The organism is Emticicia sp. GW821-FHT11C11 (assembly GCF_058808615.1).
The window spans coordinates 1,066,332-1,081,430 of the sequence record NZ_JBXARV010000002.1; the positions used below are offsets into that span (position 1 = coordinate 1,066,332).

The window sequence follows — 15,099 nt, forward strand, 5'->3', positions numbered from 1 at the left end:
ATGGCGTTAAGCAGGTGCTTAACGCCATTTCTGTTCTCTGTCAGTTTTTGGTTGAACCCTGCACTTTTGTAGGCGTTTTTTGCGGAACTCCGGGTTGCGTAATTTCAAACCCTTCTTTCGCTTTGGCATCGGCTACAATTTTGCGGACGTCGGCCAACAGTTTTTTGGAATCATACACAATACCGTCTTTCACGGTATATTTCACTCCTCCTACTCTTATCACCTCGTTTTTATCATTTACCCTTATAGCGCCTGTGCCATACAGCGTTTTCAGATTAGCCAGAGGATTCTCTTCTGTTATTACAAAATCGGCAAATTTGCCTACTTCCACCGAACCAATCTGATCTGCCATACCTAAAGCTTCTGCGCCTTTCAGCGTAGCCGCCCTGATAACCTCTAAAGGATGAAAGCCTGCTTCGCGTAGCAACTCCAGTTCTCTTATATACGCAAAACCATATAGCTGGTAAATGTAGCCGGAGTCAGACCCCGTGGTTACGCGCCCTCCTCTGTTTTTATATTCGTTCACAAACCGCATCCAGATACGATAATTTTCTTTCCACGCTACCTCCTGTTCGGTTCCCCAGTTCAACCAGTAAGACCCATGCGAAATACGACTGGGCCCATAAAACCGCCATACCGACGGCAACGTATATTCGTCATGCCACTCGGCTCTGCGCGCCAGCATTAGTTCGCGGTTGGCCTCATAAATATTAAAGGTTGGGTCTAGTGTAAAATCCAGCTTCAACAACTCGTCCATTACCTGATACCACTTGGGAGAACCCGGCTCCGCAGCCTGTTTCCAGAGTTTTCCGGCTTCCTCAAAGCGGTTCTGCTCATTGTTATAATTATAATCAGGCGGGTAGTTTTGTAAGGTTCTTTCATCAAACAGGGCTTCCGGTAGCCCATACCAGTGCTCCATAGTGGTTAGCCCGGCCTTAGCTGTAGCCAATACGTTCATCCGGCCTACTTCCAGTTGTGCATGATGACAGGCCGACCGCAGACCTATCTTCTTGTTTTCTTCTAATGCCGCACGAAAAATATCAGGGGCTGCTCCGAAGAACTTAATGCCATCAGCGCCCTTAGCCGCATTATTCCTCACCCATTGGCGTGCCTCTTCAGGTGTTGTAATAGGCTTATCGCTACCCATGCCGAAGGCCGTATAGGCTTTAATACGTGGGGCTGTTATCTCATTGTTGTCACTTTTCTTTTTATGATCCAATGTCCAGTCGAGTCCATTACCTGCCGAAGGGTCTCTAATGGTAGTGATGCCATGCGCCAGCCAGAGTTTAAAAACATATTCGGCAGGAGTACCCTGGGCTTTGCCGCCTATGTGTCCGTGCATATCTACAAAACCCGGCATCAGGTACATTCCGGTACAATCCAGCTCCTTGTCGCCTGCATTCAGTTTAGGACGGCTTTTGTCCTCAATGGGCACGCCCGGATATCCTACCTGACGGATCTGCGCTATTTTATTTTTTTCAACAACAATGTCTACAGGGCCAACAGGTGGAGCACCTGTACTGTTGATGAGTGTTACGCCTCTGATAATTAAACGATTGGTGTATTCGCCCTCAGCTCTGGGTGGAGCCTTTTCAATCTGGGCAAACACTGTTGTAGAAACAAAACTCAGAAGAAGTGTAATTTTCTTGTACATGCGCTGTTGGTAGGTTTTTAACAAAAATAATCAGGATTCAGGACAATTTTATAGCCTCCGGTTTTTTTTATACAGTATTTTGAAAAATAGTATCTCTAGCGAGATGGTATATTTGAAAAATACAATGATTACCAATGTTTTTTGACTGCATTTCTTTAAATTGCACCATTTTCAGAAAGCTACGGCTTATTGAAAAGAAAATTTTTGTCATTTAAAATCTATGGAAATAATAGGCTTTTGTCTGGCTTTTTTAATCGGCATCACACTTGGATTAATCGGCGCCGGAGGCTCTATTCTTACGGTAACCGTGCTTGTTTATATGATGGGTATTAGCCCTACCACGGCTACTACCTATTCGCTTTTTATTGTTGGTATTACCTCGTTAGCAGGATCGATAGATTATTTCCGGAAAGGGCTTATTGATATTCGCAAAGGTTTGTTTTTTTCGTTTCCGGCGTTTATCATGGTTTTCATTATGCGTAAGTATGTGATACACCGCATGCCTGAAGTAATTTACCAATCTGAACAATTTACGATCAGCAAAAATCTAATGGTGATGCTGCTCTTTGGTACACTGATGATAGGCGCTTCGTACTCTACCATTAAAAGCCGGAAAGAGGCAAAAGAAATGATTAACCCTGAGGTAAGTTATTGGCTTATTTTTCTGGAAGGGATTCTGGTAGGGGTTCTAACCGGATTTGTGGGCGCCGGAGGCGGTTTTATGATTATTCCGGCCTTGGTTATTTTTGCCCAGTTACCCATGAAAAAAGCCGTAGGTACATCGCTGTTGATTATCACAATCAATTCTCTCTTTGGCGCAATTGGCGACTTCTCGGCAGGGGTCATTTTAGATTGGACATTCCTTTTAAAATTTGTCGGGTGTACGGTAAGCGGTGTATTGATAGGGGGTTATTTATCAAAAAGAATAGACGGCGAGAAACTAAAACCGGCTTTTGGTTGGTTTATTCTTATAATGGGGTGCTGGATTATCATTAAAGAAACACTATTAAACTAAAGATTAAATGAACAAGGTAGAAGCTGCCATAAAAATGAAATGCCCGCGTTGCCACGAGGGAGAAGTTTTTGTTAATCAGAATCCGTATGCGCTTAAACAGATGACTGCCATGCATAAGCATTGCCCCAAATGCGGACTGAAATACGAAAGAGAAATAGGTTTTTTTTATGGCGCAATGTATGTGAGTTATATATTTAATATTGCCTTGTTTGTAATTGCTACTGTGGCCTATTATGTGTTTTTTGAAGACCGGGTTGACTGGCTGTGGTATATTCTGGGGTATCTGGCACTTACTTTTCTTTTATTCCCGCTTCTTTATCGTTTGTCTCGCTCTATATGGTTGCAGGCATTTAATAAATACGACCCAGAGAAAAAAACTTTGTAGAGGCTATTAAAGCCACACATTTATCAGGGCTGATTTACCTACATACGGTGTTGCGTGTGCCGAATCGCTCAAAACGATTGTAGAGCCGTCAGCACCCAGATCCCACAGGTTTCCCTGCAGAAAAACGTTGATTCCTTTTTTAACACCTGCTTCTTCTTTGGCGCGGGTGCCCATGGCGTATTTGACCCAGGCTTCGCCTAAAGAGATTTTTCCTACGTCTGCCTTTGCGTCTTCTGGTGTCTGGGCTCCCGAATATCCGCTCCAGGGTTGTTGCCAATACCCGAATCCATTAGAGTAAGACGGCGTTATTACAAAATCGGCCTTTTTGTTTTTTAATGTATGATAGGCCTCCGAAAACCACGCATCGGCGCAAATCAACACGCCCATGCGGCCCGCAGCAGTATTAAATACAGGAATATCTTCGGGCTTTACCGGACAAATAAATCCTAATTCATCGGCTGTCGGGAATGCCTTTTTAATCAGCTGCGGATTTGTTTTACCGTCAGGCTCAAAAATAACAGAGGTGTTATACAGCAGGCCGGCTCTTGTTTTCAGTATACCGTTTTCAACAACAGGGTCGGGCAAAAGAACAGACCCGCCGACAATTGTTACTTTATACTCTTTTGCCAGAGCGGCAAACGTATCCTGATACACCTTGGCTATAACCGGGGCCTTCATGGCAAATACACTATATTTTACCTTATCCTGTACCTGGTCGGGGCTCTTTAAAAAAGTAGTCAGAAATTTACCGGCATTCCTCAATACCATGGTCTGCATACCCTCTTCTATCTTTGCTGTGTGATAATAAATACTTTCTTTTTCCTGCATGGTTACCAGCCAGGTTCCGAAATACTCCGGAAACACCACAATTGATTTACCCGGAATCAACCAGTTTTTCTTTTGGGCTTCATCAAGGTAGAAATGCACTTTTTTGCGGAAGTTTTCTTCAGATGCATAATCAACCGGCTCCACAAAAGCCTGTACACCTATCAGATTCCCTCTGGCGCTCGAATCTCCGTAAGACGCCGCGGCTTCTATCTTAAAGGTTTGTTTTAGTTCAGACCCCAACCTTGTATTGGCCCAGACCAAGTAAAAGGCTAATACCAGCAATACTGCCACGCCGGCAAAGAGAAGTGTTTTTTTTGCGGTTTTCATTGAGATACTAATACTGATAGTGACTGCGTTTGAATATTTGAAAGCAATTTCTGAAAATTCTTACGCTGAATGCTATAGATTTTTCATAATTTTGTGTAAAATTTCTTTATTACTAAAAACAAAACGATCCCCCAGCACGTTTTCGGGATTTTAAGTTATGAAATTCGGCGTAGTAGTATTTCCCGGCTCCAATTGTGAAGACGATACCGTTTTTACACTCCGACACAATCTCGGACAAGAAATTGTTAAAATCTGGCATAAAGACCATGACCTGCAAGGTTGTGATTTTATTATATTACCCGGTGGTTTCTCGTATGGAGATTATCTCCGCTCTGGCGCCATCGCCCGCTTTTCTCCTGTAATGAACGAGGTAATTGCCCATGCCAATAAAGGTGGCTATGTAATGGGTATCTGCAACGGATTCCAGGTTTTAGCTGAAGCAGGGCTTGTACCGGGTGTTTTATTGAAAAATATTGCGCAGAAATACATCTGCCGGAATGTTTATCTGAAACCACAAAGTGGGTCAGCGCTTCTGACAGCCGGCTTAGACCAAAGAGCCTATAAAATTCCGATTGCACATGGCGATGGCCGATACTTTGCCGATGAAGACACACTGAAGCGAATCAACGATAACGATCAGGTGTTGTTCCGCTATTGTGATGAGGCCGGTAACATTGTTACGGAAGCTAACCCGAATGGCAGTATTGAAAACATTGCCGGAATAAGCAATGCCGGAAAAAATGTATTCGGCATGATGCCCCACCCTGAGCGTGCCTCAGACGAAGCGTTAGGTAACATTGACGGTCGTTTTATCTTGGAACAAGTTACACAAGTTTTGGCTTAAGAATGAATCCTTATATCGTAGGTATTACAGGCGGAAGTGCATCAGGAAAAACATACTTTCTGCATCAGTTGTTAAGTGCTTTTTCTGCTCAGGATATCTGTCTTATTTCTCAGGATAACTATTATCGTCCACAGGCTCTTGTGCCCAAAGACCAGAACAACATTGAGAACTACGACCTACCCGAAGCGATAGATTTCGGATTGTATGCGCAACATATTGAGGATTTGAAAAACGGAAACGTAGTTAGGCAGAAAGAATATACTTTCAATAATCCAAGCATTGTTCCGAAGACTCTTGTTTTTAACCCTGCACCTATTATTGTGGTAGAGGGTATTTTTGTTTTCCACTCGGTTGAGGTATCCCGCCTGCTCGATTTAAAAGTATTTATTGATGCCCGCGAGCACGTGAAGATTAAACGCAGGATTATCCGTGACGGAAATGAGCGAGGCTATGATCTGACTGATGTTTTGTACCGTTGGGAAAACCACGTAGCACCAACCTACGAAAAGTTCATTGAACCCACTAAATATGACGCCGACGTTATTATCAATAATAATACGCATTTCGAAAAAGGATTGGAAATCTTAACAGCCTTTTTAAAAACGAAATTATAAATCATTCAGCCCTCTCGCAGAGGGCTTTTTTTCTACACCGTGATCGCTGTATTTATAAAACACCATAGATACCAGGCCTGTTGCAGACAATAAAACACACTATCATATACTTCAATTACACTCATGCAAAATATAATTTTCTGGTTCAGAAATGATTTAAGGCTCCATGATAACGAAGCCTTCTTACAGGCATCAAAAGCAGGAAATGTGATTCCGGTTTATATTTTTGATACGCGCTATTTCGAAAACAATTTCCTGGGTTTTAAAAGAACAGGGCCTTTCAGAACAAAATTTCTGTTGGAGGCCATTGAGGATCTGAGAAAAAACCTGCAGAAAAAAGGCTCTGAATTAATTGTGAGAACGGGAAATGCCGAAGATATCATTGCGCAGATTGCTAAAGTTTCTGAGGCATCAGCAGTATACTCCGGCAAAGAAGTAACACAGGATGAAACCACCATTGAAGCCTCTCTGTCAAAATTACTAAAGCCGCTTAATATTGAACTTGAACTAGTCTGGTCGGCTACTCTTTTTCATGCACGCGATCTCCCTTTTCAAATTAATTTCCTTCCGGCTTCCTTCGGCGACTTCAGAAAAAAGATAGAGCGGGCAACTAAAGTACGAAAAACCTTTGAGTCGCCCGGGCAGCTTCCCGCGATAACAGACATAGAACCCGGAAACATTCCGACTTTTCAGGAATTGGGTTTTGATGAAGAACCGGTTATTGATCCTCGTGTAGCTTTTGATTTTACCGGAGGCGAAACCTTCGCCTTAGCACGACTAAATGAATATTTCTGGCAGAAAAACCTGTTGAAAACACATAAAAAAAACCGGAAAACTTTAACTGGTGCCGATTATTCATCAAAGCTTTCTCCATGGTTGAGCCTGGGTTGTATTTCGCCCAGAAAGGTGTACGAAGAAGTAAAACATTATGAAGCGCAAGTAGTGAACAATGATTCGACCAATTGGATGATCTATGAGCTGCTTTGGCGTGACTTCTTTCATTTTTCGGCATTGAAATATGGCACACGTCTATTTAAAGCCAGTGGTACTAAAAACGACCTCATGAAACAATGGAGCCGGCACCGCCCCACTTTTGATACCTGGGTAAATGGTGAAACCGGCGTAGCTTTTGTAGATGCCAGTATGCGCGAAGCCCGGTTAACCGGTTATATGCCCGATTACGGACGACAAGCAGTAGCCGCTTATCTGACAAAAGACCTGGGCATTGATTGGACATGGGGAGCTACTTACTTTGAAAACATATTGGTTGACTACGATGTGTGCAGTAATTGGGGTAACTGGAATCAGATAGCCTATACTGATAAAGCATTTGAGGAAGACGGAGCACCTGAACAACCAAAAGCTACTGATTTGGAAGAATACATAAAATTATGGCCTGCCTGAAACGTCCGTTTATAGCGGTTTTAGTCCACTTATAATAATGTATTTCTTGAATATCATCATCAAATTATTACATTTGAATTAAAATTTAAGATAAAAAACAAAATTACTCGAAAATGAAAAAAAGCACCTTAATTATACTCGGTATCATTTTGCTTGTGAGTGTATATGGCTGTTCGTCTTATAATGGGCTGGTAGGAAAAGATCAGGAGGTAAAAGGCAAATGGGCAAACGTGCAAACACAGTATCAACGCCGTGCAGATTTGGTTCCGAATTTGGTAAATACTGTAAAAGGAGCCGCTGACTTTGAAAAAACTACGCTTACACAAGTAATAGAGGCCCGGGCAAAAGCCACCTCTATGCAAATAAGCCCGGATAATCTTACGCCGGAAAACATACAGAAGTTTCAGGCCGCACAAGACCAGCTAAGCGGGGCTTTGAGCCGTCTGTTGGTTACAGTAGAACAATACCCGCAACTGAAAGCCAATCAGAACTTCCTGGAGCTGCAGTCTCAATTGGAAGGCACAGAAAACCGGATAGGGGTTGCACGTAACGATTTTAACTCGGCGGTTCAAACCTACAATGCCTCTGCTTTAAGTTTTCCGACTGTTATCTTCGCAAAAATCTTTGGATTTAGTGAGAAGGGCTTCTTCCAAGCATCTGATGCTGCACAAGCTGCCCCAACGGTTAAGTTCTAATATTTAAAAAGCATATTTCATGCACTTACAGGCTGTCAAAGGCCTGTAAGTGTTATTTGTTTCTCAGCACATCTTATTTCTCATAGATATGTTTCTGACCGAATCCGCCAAAGAAAGGATTGTGAAAGCAATCAAAGATGCCGAACTGAATACCTCGGGTGAGATAAAAGTTCATGTGGAAGACACCTGCCCTACGGCAGATCCTGTTGAGCGTGCCAAACAGATTTTTCAGTTTCTTTGCCTGGAAAGAACAGCCCAAAGAAATGGTGTTCTGTTTTATCTGGCTTATGGAAGCCACAAGTTTGCTATATGGGGAGATATTGGCATCGACAAGGTTGTTCCACTAAATTTCTGGGAAGGTATCAGAGATAGTATGCGACAATATTTTTTACTGGAGGATTTCACCGGAGGCCTGCAAATGGGGATTCGTGAGGCAGGAAATCAACTAAAGAAGTTTTTTCCATATCATTCCGAAGATATCAACGAGATATCGGATGATATTTCAACCGACCCTATTCCTTAGCCAATAAATGTTTACTTTTTGTAAACAACCACTAAAAATGTTTAAAAGACTGCTTATATTATTCCTTTTGTTGCAAAACATTGCTTTTGCGCAGGATATACCGGAAAAACCCAGCCCTGCCCGATTTGTCAATGATTTTGTAGGTGGATTACTGAGCCCGGGTGAGATTGACCAGCTGGAACATAAACTGAAGGCTTATTATGATACTACGTCTACTCAAATAGCCATTGTTATTGTAAAGACTGTTCAGCCTTATGATATCAGCGAATATACGTTCAAGCTAGGCAAGGCCTGGGGCGTAGGCGAGAAAGGCAAAAACAACGGGATTGTCATTCTCTGGGCACCTGAAGACAGAAAGGTCTTTATTGCCACAGGATATGGCATGGAAGGTTCTATTACCGATGCCTACAGCAAACGCATCATAGAGCAGGAAATAAAGCCCCGCTTCAAGGAATCTAAATACTATGAAGGCCTTGATGCGGCTACAGACAGAATTATTAATTATGCCAAAGGCGAATTCAAGTCTGACGAAGAAGACGAAGACGGTGGCAGCTGGCTTGGATTCGTAGTAGTTATTATTGTAATCTTTGTAATTATTGCCATACTGAGCAAAGGTAAGGGCGGAAACCACGGCAACCGCGGTGGCGGTGGTGGCTGGATTCCTTATACTACCTATACCGGTTGGGGAAGTTCTTCAGGGGGCTGGTCTGGCGGTGGCAGCAGCGGTGGGGGCTTTGGGGGCTTCGGCGGTGGAGATTTTGGAGGCGGTGGCGCCGGAGGAGACTACTAATAGTCTCCTTTTATTTTGCCTTCAATGGAGAAGTTCTTCTTACTGCCTACAAATAACTGCTGATAGCCTGTAATCTGGTAGTTTCTTAATTGATTCTTCTCGAAATCAGCGGTTAACTTCTTGTCTGATTCGTACAGATAGTTTTTAGCGTGTATCTCGGCTTCTATGTGTTGCGGAGAGCCCTTATCATCAAATACTATCAGTAAATGTTTTACAGGCATCTTTTCGCCTGTTTTTCGCTGATAACTTATCTTATTCCCTGCGACTTCTATGTTATATGCCGACTGATACGATTGTTTGTTAAGATCGGTTTGCAGAAACAGCTCCAACTCTTTGTTCCAATCGATATCACGGGTTACAATCTTCTCTTGTTTATCCTTAATTGCTACTGATTTTTCGACCTGTGGCTTTTTAGCAGATAGCCGGCCGATTTGTTCTGTCAGCATACCTGCCAGATCATAATAGGTTTTCGATTGTACTTTGTTTTCGGTTTCAGCACAAGCAGTGGTTAAAAAAAGAAGCAGAAGTATTACAATACGCATAAGGTTGAGGTTTTGAGTATAACGCAAATGTTGGGGATAGATGTTCCGGAGCCTGTTATAAACCCCTATAAAAAACTTAACCCCACCGCCAGAAGCAGTGGGGTAAGCGTCCATCTATTCAACCCTAACCTATTAAACTATGAAAAACTTAATATTCTGATTCTTTGTAATTTAAGCCTTAGCGACCTAACATTTCAACCACAATCGGGCTTACTGCGTTTTCAGGTTCTGCCGGCTTAACATTTGATTGGTAGTTCCAAAGCACATTGATAATCTTTGTAGTAGCGATTACTTTATTTCTCCAAGCCTTTGCTTCTTCGCCACGCAGATTCGAAACTCTCGTTTCAATGTTATTGGCTGCTTCATTAAATGCTGCTTTTTGTGCTGTACTCAAGGCCATAAATCTGGCCGGAGAGCTATTATACAATTTAACAACATTTACAAATATAGCCCAATCTTCGGTCTTTACAAATTTTTTCGCTTTTTTCGACATGAAGTTCGCGAAATCTACTTCAGCACCTTTTACCAACATCACTTCCTTCTTGGCTGAGTCACGGTCATTTGCATTTACAATATTTGCAGAAATCAAGAATGACCCAAGTGTAACTGCAAATATAACGGATTTGAATGAATTTTTCATTGTTTTGTTCTATTTTTATCTTGTAGATAACAATGCAAAACTACAGCGAAAATTAATATAATCCAAATGGCCTTACCGACCAATCACCGAATATTGTTCTAAATTTATTCTTCACTCAAAGCGAAAGGCAAAATTTTATGTATTTTTTCTTTAATATTTCAGAATATCATTCGTCTTAGAAAAATACAACTTATATATTATTTCAAATTTAACAAATGTGAAAATTCTTTAAAAAATACAATCATTCGTTGAAAAAATTCATTGTTCGTTCGGGTCCAATCGTACAAAAACTGGTAATTATGTCGTCTGCGCGGTCTAATCTTGCGACCAACTGGCTCATTTCATCTTCGCTAAAAGGCTCCAAAACGTAATTTACCTGCCTTCCGGTAGGGAAATCATTGCCGATTCCGAAGCGAAGCCGATGATAATTCTGCGTGCCGAGTTTTTCTTCTATATTCCTTAATCCATTCTGCCCTCCGTGCGAGCCTTTGGTTTTCATACGCAGTTTGCCAAAGGGCAGGGCGAGGTCGTCGCATATCACCAGCAGATTTTCAACAGGTATTTTCAGAGCCTGCAACCAATAGTTAACCGCATTGCCGCTAAGGTTCATATAGGTAGTAGGCTTGATACAGTAAATCTGCCGGCCTTTGTGCTTAAATTCGGCAGTGTAGGCCTGTCTTTCCATTTTAAAACTAAAATTATTCTGTGCCGCCAGGCGGTCGAGCACCATAAAACCAACATTATGACGAGTGAAAGCATATTCTGGACCAATGTTTCCGAGCCCGGCAATCAGATATTTCATTTTTTTTAATGAGCGAATTAGTGAATGAGAAAATGAGTCGATAAATTTGTCAGCAAAGTTCCTAAAATTTGACGAGAATCTTTATCATAAGACACCAATCACACAATTACAATTCCATTATTTATTATTTTTTGTATGAAACGACTCATTCTTGCCAATCCGCTTCTCGACATCACGCTTAACCGCTTATGTCAGCAACTGATTGAAAACCATAAGGATTTTTCTAATTCTGTTATATTGGGTCTGCAGCCACGCGGTGTATTTCTGGCTGAACGCATTGCTCAAAAACTGAAAGAAGAAACAGGCGTTTCTATGAAGTTGGGGTATCTGGATGCCACCTTCTACCGTGACGACTTTCGCAGAAGAGACACCCCGCTGAAACCCAATGAAACCAAAGTGCCGTTTGTGATTGAAAATAAGAAGGTAATACTGATAGATGACGTACTGGCTACCGGAAGAATGGTTCGCGCAGCTATTGATGCCATGCAGGCTTTTGGGCGACCCGAAAAAATAGAACTACTGTGCCTGATCAACCGTCGCTACGTGCGTGACCTGCCTATTCAACCTGATTATACCGGTATGAAAGTAAATACACTTGATAGCCAACGCGTATTGGTAGAGTGGAAAGAACAAGGACACGAAGAAGACAAAATCTGGTTAATTGGTTAACCAATACTTTCAGCAAACAACCGGCATTTTTCTGCGAGTAGGTCAATCTGCTCTTTTGTATGCCAGGCGCTTATGACTATTCTGGTATTAGGCTTGCCCGTTTTAATAGGATAAGCAAAACTATAGATGAATATACCATTCTCATACAGATAATGATACAGATTGTTATGCGTTGTATAAAAAACAGGATACTCCGGCTGAAAACTAAACAATGATAACGCCGATTGCAACTGAGCCGAAAACCTCTCGATGTTTTCCTGTAATCGCTCAAAATTATGCTTATATATCTCATCTGCTTTCAGGTAAGCATATAAATACGCCGGTGCAACAGGCGAACAGGAAGCAAAATAAGCCGTATGCCTTAGCGTCTCAATGGTTTGTTCATCACTAAAAACCACTCCGCCTGGAATCCCCATCGCTTTGTGCAAGGATGAAACTACGATAAACCGGACATTTGGCTTTACAGCAATACACTGAAAAATACCGGCTCCATTCGGGCCTGTAATCCCTAAACCATGCGAATCATCGATAATGAGCGTAATTGCTTTATCCTCGGGCAAATCATTTATCCAATCAAAATAACAGGCAGTTGCTCGTAAACCATCTGTTGAGTTACACACCACAACCGAGTGATTGGCATTAGCCTCTACTATTTGTTGTGCTATCTGTTCTGTCCAATTCTGAAAGCTCATCTCAGATAGTTGTATGACCGGTTCATGAAAATTAGCCGGGTGGCTCTGAGGCGCATAAAAAAAAGCAGCTTGCTGTGTTTTCAGATATTGCGCCACCACTTGCCCGACCAGCATGCCCGAAGACAGCGTAAGCGCTTTCTCTGCCCCTACCCATGCAGCCATTTTGCTTTCAGCTTCCTGATATACTGCCAGTTGCAAATTGCCATTACGAGAGCTGCCAAATGACATGCCATATTGATGCAGCCCTGCTATCAGCAATTCTCTGAACTGTTCGTCCTGATTCATGCCCAGATAAGACGTACCACTAAAGAAATGATACTCCCTGCCTTCGACAACAATCTTGTTCGATGGTAGCTGATGTATGGTAAAATCGTTGTACATAACTCTATTTTGTAGCAGAACGCTTCATTTCTTTCAGGAGACTATCTTTATAGCGGAAGAAGTCTATTTCAAGTGTATGCCTTGGCGACTGCTTATATTTCCTGGCTTGTTTTTCGGTATCTTTTTCTATGGCGCGTTCCATTTCTTCTTTCGACGGAAGCCCTGACTCTCCGGCTATCACTTTAGCAATCCATTTTGCCTGCACTTCTGCCAGAGGCATAATTGCTCCAAGCGGTTGAATAAGCGCCAGAAAAAACATGTGCTGAAATGCCGGATGAATTACTTTCTTATAAAGATGGATAGCGTTTGATTCTTCTACATCAAATGCCGGATAGTGTTTTAAAAACGGGAATGAGATTTTGTATCCGGTAGCATAAATCAGCATATCAAAATCCTGACTGCTGCCATCTTCAAAAATGACGGTTTTACCTTGAAACTCTCTGATATTCGGTTTAAATTTAATCAGACCTCTTCCCGACAGGCTCAGTAAGTCCTGCGATAATGTGGGGTGTTCGCTGAATAATGGGTTTTTGGGTTTAGGTACGCCAAAGTCTTCCTGCCTGCCTCTGGCCAGACGTAGAACAACCGACAGAATAAACCGCTGAACAGCTATGGGTAGTTTTGCAGTAAAGGGGTTCGACAAACTATCAAATGGAATACTCCAAATCCAGTTTGGTGTAATGTGTGCACTGCTGCGGGTTGATATCACAACGTTACCGGTATGTAATCTGGCTGCTTCACAGGCAATGTCCACGGCCGAGTTTCCGATACCCACAATTAATACATTTTTGTCTTTTACCTGTTCTACTTCTTTGTATTCATGCGAATGTATTATTTCACCTGTGAAGTTCCCTTGAAATGGCGGGTTTGGGAAGCGCGGATGCCAGTGGTGTCCGTTGGCGACAATTATGTATTGATAATAACGGACTTCGCCTTTATCCAACGTAACGGCATACGTATTATCAGATTGCAGCATTACATTCGTAACGCTTGTATTAAACGTTATGTGCTCCCGCAATCCAAAGTGCGTAATGTAGTCTTCAAAATATCTTATGATGTTGGAATGATGCGGAAACATCGGTGCATCTCCCGGCATTGGGAAATCAGCATAAGACATGGCCATCCGGTTGGTATTGACATGCAAAGAGCGATAGGCCGATGAAACCCCGTTATCATTATTAAACCGCCAGTTACCGCCAATGTCTGAGCCTTTCTCGAAGCAGTCAAAACTGATCCCTTTATCTTTCAAGGCTTTTGCTGCCACCATCCCCGAAGATCCCGCTCCGATGATACATACCTGTTTCATATATTATATAAAAATCTAGTGTTGGGTTGTTAGAATAAATGTTTTCACCAGTTCCTGAAGCATCCGGCCGGCCACTGAATTCAGATGAAGATTATCGGGTGTTAGCTGATTCTCATGTTTTGTGCTGGTATAATCCCAATCTTTACCCAGAATAAAATGATTGATGAGCGAAAAAGTAAAAAGCTTGGTGGTTTCTTCAAACCTGCGGGTAACCGGTTTTGGATTAGCCCTCAGATATGCTTTTTCTTTTTCCCGGAAAGGCAAATATACCAGACCTTCTTCTCTGGCCAGTTGCTCAGTATACGCGCTATAATCATCCGCTTTCCTATTTATCTCATGCGTCAGGTCTTCTCCCATTACTGGCAGTGAAATTAACGCAATCTGTGCATCGGTTTTTTGCTTCAGGTAGTTTACTATTTCGCGGTAATTCTTTTTAAATGAATCAAAATCCGGTGTGGTTTCTTTTGAAATCCTTCCCATTAGTTGATAACTGTTCAATGCTTCTTTGGTTTGAGTTGCATTTACATCATTGGTTCCGATCAGAACAGTGATAAAATCGGGTCGGCACGCCACTACATCATCTATGCGGTTAAGAAGAGAAAAGGTCAGATCAGAATTGATACCCGCATTTAAAACCTGTAGATCCGGAAAAATTTCAGCCAGATCTTTCACCCAGTCATAACTTACATTGCCGTGAGTAATGCTGTCACCAAAGCATACCAGCGTTTTCTTTGTCGGGTCTAATTTCTGCCGGTTTTGTAAGGTAGGATAACTCTCCGGTTTATTACTTGTTATCTTTTTCAATAATGAAACATAAGCAGCAGCCAGAAAGACAAGCGCAGCAAAAAGAAAGAGCCAAAGCATTCAACAAACAGATAAGTGTTAAAAATGTAAACCTAATGATAATATCTGATGTTAAAAAGTGTTAAATAAGACAAATTTTTGCTCAATTGGCGTTAATTTCGTATTACTTTGTTTTTAATTAAAG

Annotated in this window: 17 protein-coding genes; 9 read left to right on the forward strand and 8 right to left on the reverse strand. The window is 42.0% G+C overall.

Translation table 11 applies throughout. From position 1 onward, the window contains the following. Positions 1 to 40 precede the first annotated feature (40 nt). The gene (locus tag AC1RRY_RS14430; RefSeq protein WP_492819595.1) at positions 41 to 1,654 is read right to left on the reverse strand and encodes an amidohydrolase family protein; all 1,614 of its coding nucleotides are present in this window, start codon (positions 1,652 to 1,654) and stop codon (positions 41 to 43) included. A gap of 220 nt (positions 1,655 to 1,874) precedes the next feature. Here AC1RRY_RS14430 and AC1RRY_RS14435 point away from each other — a divergent pair, with 220 nt between their 5' ends. Both AC1RRY_RS14435 and AC1RRY_RS14440 read left to right on the forward strand, forming a co-directional pair. Continuing rightward, positions 1,875 to 2,669: a sulfite exporter TauE/SafE family protein gene (locus AC1RRY_RS14435; RefSeq protein WP_492819593.1), complete on the forward strand. Its 795-nt coding sequence runs from the start codon at positions 1,875 to 1,877 to the stop codon at positions 2,667 to 2,669. Positions 2,670 to 2,676: 7 nt separating this feature from the next. Next, positions 2,677 to 3,054: a DUF983 domain-containing protein gene (locus AC1RRY_RS14440; protein ID WP_492819591.1), complete on the forward strand. Its 378-nt coding sequence runs from the start codon at positions 2,677 to 2,679 to the stop codon at positions 3,052 to 3,054. A gap of 6 nt (positions 3,055 to 3,060) precedes the next feature. On the opposite strand, the gene AC1RRY_RS14445 is transcribed toward AC1RRY_RS14440, so the two are convergent. After that, the gene (locus tag AC1RRY_RS14445) at positions 3,061 to 4,209 is read right to left on the reverse strand and encodes a nitrilase-related carbon-nitrogen hydrolase (RefSeq protein ID WP_492819589.1); all 1,149 of its coding nucleotides are present in this window, start codon (positions 4,207 to 4,209) and stop codon (positions 3,061 to 3,063) included. A gap of 157 nt (positions 4,210 to 4,366) precedes the next feature. Between AC1RRY_RS14445 and purQ the strand changes: the two genes are divergently transcribed. From purQ to AC1RRY_RS14475, 6 genes are all read left to right on the forward strand, one after another. Beyond that, positions 4,367 to 5,053: a phosphoribosylformylglycinamidine synthase subunit PurQ gene (purQ, locus tag AC1RRY_RS14450; RefSeq protein WP_492819587.1), complete on the forward strand. Its 687-nt coding sequence runs from the start codon at positions 4,367 to 4,369 to the stop codon at positions 5,051 to 5,053. 2 nt (positions 5,054 to 5,055) lie between these two features. Next, on the forward strand, positions 5,056 to 5,667 hold the full coding sequence (gene udk / locus AC1RRY_RS14455) for a uridine kinase (protein WP_492819585.1): 612 nt from the start codon (positions 5,056 to 5,058) through the stop codon (positions 5,665 to 5,667). Positions 5,668 to 5,790: 123 nt separating this feature from the next. Further along, positions 5,791 to 7,071: a DASH family cryptochrome gene (locus AC1RRY_RS14460; protein ID WP_492819583.1), complete on the forward strand. Its 1,281-nt coding sequence runs from the start codon at positions 5,791 to 5,793 to the stop codon at positions 7,069 to 7,071. 113 nt (positions 7,072 to 7,184) lie between these two features. After that, on the forward strand, positions 7,185 to 7,766 hold the full coding sequence (locus AC1RRY_RS14465; protein ID WP_492819581.1) for a LemA family protein: 582 nt from the start codon (positions 7,185 to 7,187) through the stop codon (positions 7,764 to 7,766). Between the two features lie 88 nt (positions 7,767 to 7,854). Then, positions 7,855 to 8,289 (forward strand): TPM domain-containing protein, encoded by a 435-nt coding sequence (locus tag AC1RRY_RS14470; protein WP_492819579.1) that lies wholly within the window; start codon positions 7,855 to 7,857, stop codon positions 8,287 to 8,289. Between the two features lie 37 nt (positions 8,290 to 8,326). Further along, on the forward strand, positions 8,327 to 9,079 hold the full coding sequence (locus AC1RRY_RS14475; protein ID WP_492819577.1) for a TPM domain-containing protein: 753 nt from the start codon (positions 8,327 to 8,329) through the stop codon (positions 9,077 to 9,079). On the opposite strand, the gene AC1RRY_RS14480 is transcribed toward AC1RRY_RS14475, so the two are convergent. The 3 genes from AC1RRY_RS14480 to pth form a co-directional block, all read right to left on the reverse strand. Then, complete coding sequence (locus AC1RRY_RS14480) at positions 9,076 to 9,621, reverse strand: hypothetical protein (RefSeq protein ID WP_492819575.1); 546 nt, start codon at positions 9,619 to 9,621, stop codon at positions 9,076 to 9,078. The two genes, AC1RRY_RS14475 and AC1RRY_RS14480, sit on opposite strands and share 4 nt — an antisense overlap. A 178-nt stretch (positions 9,622 to 9,799) precedes the next feature. Then, positions 9,800 to 10,261: a hypothetical protein gene (locus tag AC1RRY_RS14485; RefSeq protein WP_492819573.1), complete on the reverse strand. Its 462-nt coding sequence runs from the start codon at positions 10,259 to 10,261 to the stop codon at positions 9,800 to 9,802. A gap of 241 nt (positions 10,262 to 10,502) precedes the next feature. Next, a complete protein-coding gene (pth, locus tag AC1RRY_RS14490) occupies positions 10,503 to 11,063 on the reverse strand; it encodes an aminoacyl-tRNA hydrolase (RefSeq protein ID WP_492819571.1) in 561 nt (186 codons plus the stop codon). 135 nt (positions 11,064 to 11,198) lie between these two features. Between pth and pyrR the strand changes: the two genes are divergently transcribed. After that, positions 11,199 to 11,732 carry a bifunctional pyr operon transcriptional regulator/uracil phosphoribosyltransferase PyrR gene (gene pyrR / locus AC1RRY_RS14495; RefSeq protein WP_492819569.1) on the forward strand — a complete coding sequence of 178 codons (534 nt, stop codon included), beginning with the start codon at positions 11,199 to 11,201 and terminating at the stop codon, positions 11,730 to 11,732. Here the strand turns inward: pyrR and AC1RRY_RS14500 are convergent. Genes AC1RRY_RS14500 through AC1RRY_RS14510 form a run of 3 tightly spaced genes read right to left on the reverse strand, consistent with a single transcriptional unit; the run spans position 11,729 to position 14,975 of the window. Next, positions 11,729 to 12,805, reverse strand: a complete 1,077-nt coding sequence (locus AC1RRY_RS14500; RefSeq protein ID WP_492819567.1) for an aminotransferase class I/II-fold pyridoxal phosphate-dependent enzyme — start codon at positions 12,803 to 12,805, stop codon at positions 11,729 to 11,731. The genes pyrR and AC1RRY_RS14500 overlap by 4 nt on opposite strands. 4 nt (positions 12,806 to 12,809) lie before the next feature. Continuing rightward, positions 12,810 to 14,111, reverse strand: coding sequence for a flavin-containing monooxygenase (locus AC1RRY_RS14505; protein ID WP_492819565.1), 1,302 nt, complete (start codon positions 14,109 to 14,111; stop codon positions 12,810 to 12,812). Between the two features lie 15 nt (positions 14,112 to 14,126). Further along, entirely contained in the window at positions 14,127 to 14,975 is an 849-nt protein-coding gene (locus AC1RRY_RS14510) for an SGNH/GDSL hydrolase family protein (RefSeq protein ID WP_492819563.1), read from the reverse strand. Positions 14,976 to 15,099: the final 124 nt, after the last annotated feature.

What these genes read in the sequence shown, in the direction of transcription:
- AC1RRY_RS14430 (WP_492819595.1), bottom strand. Translation starts at nt 1,654, where the DNA reads ATGTACAAGAAAATTACACTTCTTCTGAGTTTTGTTTCTACAACAGTG.
- AC1RRY_RS14435 (WP_492819593.1), top strand. Translation starts at nt 1,875, where the DNA reads ATGGAAATAATAGGCTTTTGTCTGGCTTTTTTAATCGGCATCACACTT.
- AC1RRY_RS14440 (WP_492819591.1), top strand. Translation starts at nt 2,677, where the DNA reads ATGAACAAGGTAGAAGCTGCCATAAAAATGAAATGCCCGCGTTGCCAC.
- AC1RRY_RS14445 (WP_492819589.1), bottom strand. Translation starts at nt 4,209, where the DNA reads ATGAAAACCGCAAAAAAAACACTTCTCTTTGCCGGCGTGGCAGTATTG.
- purQ (WP_492819587.1), top strand. Translation starts at nt 4,367, where the DNA reads ATGAAATTCGGCGTAGTAGTATTTCCCGGCTCCAATTGTGAAGACGAT.
- udk (WP_492819585.1), top strand. Translation starts at nt 5,056, where the DNA reads ATGAATCCTTATATCGTAGGTATTACAGGCGGAAGTGCATCAGGAAAA.
- AC1RRY_RS14460 (WP_492819583.1), top strand. Translation starts at nt 5,791, where the DNA reads ATGCAAAATATAATTTTCTGGTTCAGAAATGATTTAAGGCTCCATGAT.
- AC1RRY_RS14465 (WP_492819581.1), top strand. Translation starts at nt 7,185, where the DNA reads ATGAAAAAAAGCACCTTAATTATACTCGGTATCATTTTGCTTGTGAGT.
- AC1RRY_RS14470 (WP_492819579.1), top strand. Translation starts at nt 7,855, where the DNA reads ATGTTTCTGACCGAATCCGCCAAAGAAAGGATTGTGAAAGCAATCAAA.
- AC1RRY_RS14475 (WP_492819577.1), top strand. Translation starts at nt 8,327, where the DNA reads ATGTTTAAAAGACTGCTTATATTATTCCTTTTGTTGCAAAACATTGCT.
- AC1RRY_RS14480 (WP_492819575.1), bottom strand. Translation starts at nt 9,621, where the DNA reads ATGCGTATTGTAATACTTCTGCTTCTTTTTTTAACCACTGCTTGTGCT.
- AC1RRY_RS14485 (WP_492819573.1), bottom strand. Translation starts at nt 10,261, where the DNA reads ATGAAAAATTCATTCAAATCCGTTATATTTGCAGTTACACTTGGGTCA.
- pth (WP_492819571.1), bottom strand. Translation starts at nt 11,063, where the DNA reads ATGAAATATCTGATTGCCGGGCTCGGAAACATTGGTCCAGAATATGCT.
- pyrR (WP_492819569.1), top strand. Translation starts at nt 11,199, where the DNA reads ATGAAACGACTCATTCTTGCCAATCCGCTTCTCGACATCACGCTTAAC.
- AC1RRY_RS14500 (WP_492819567.1), bottom strand. Translation starts at nt 12,805, where the DNA reads ATGTACAACGATTTTACCATACATCAGCTACCATCGAACAAGATTGTT.
- AC1RRY_RS14505 (WP_492819565.1), bottom strand. Translation starts at nt 14,111, where the DNA reads ATGAAACAGGTATGTATCATCGGAGCGGGATCTTCGGGGATGGTGGCA.
- AC1RRY_RS14510 (WP_492819563.1), bottom strand. Translation starts at nt 14,975, where the DNA reads ATGCTTTGGCTCTTTCTTTTTGCTGCGCTTGTCTTTCTGGCTGCTGCT.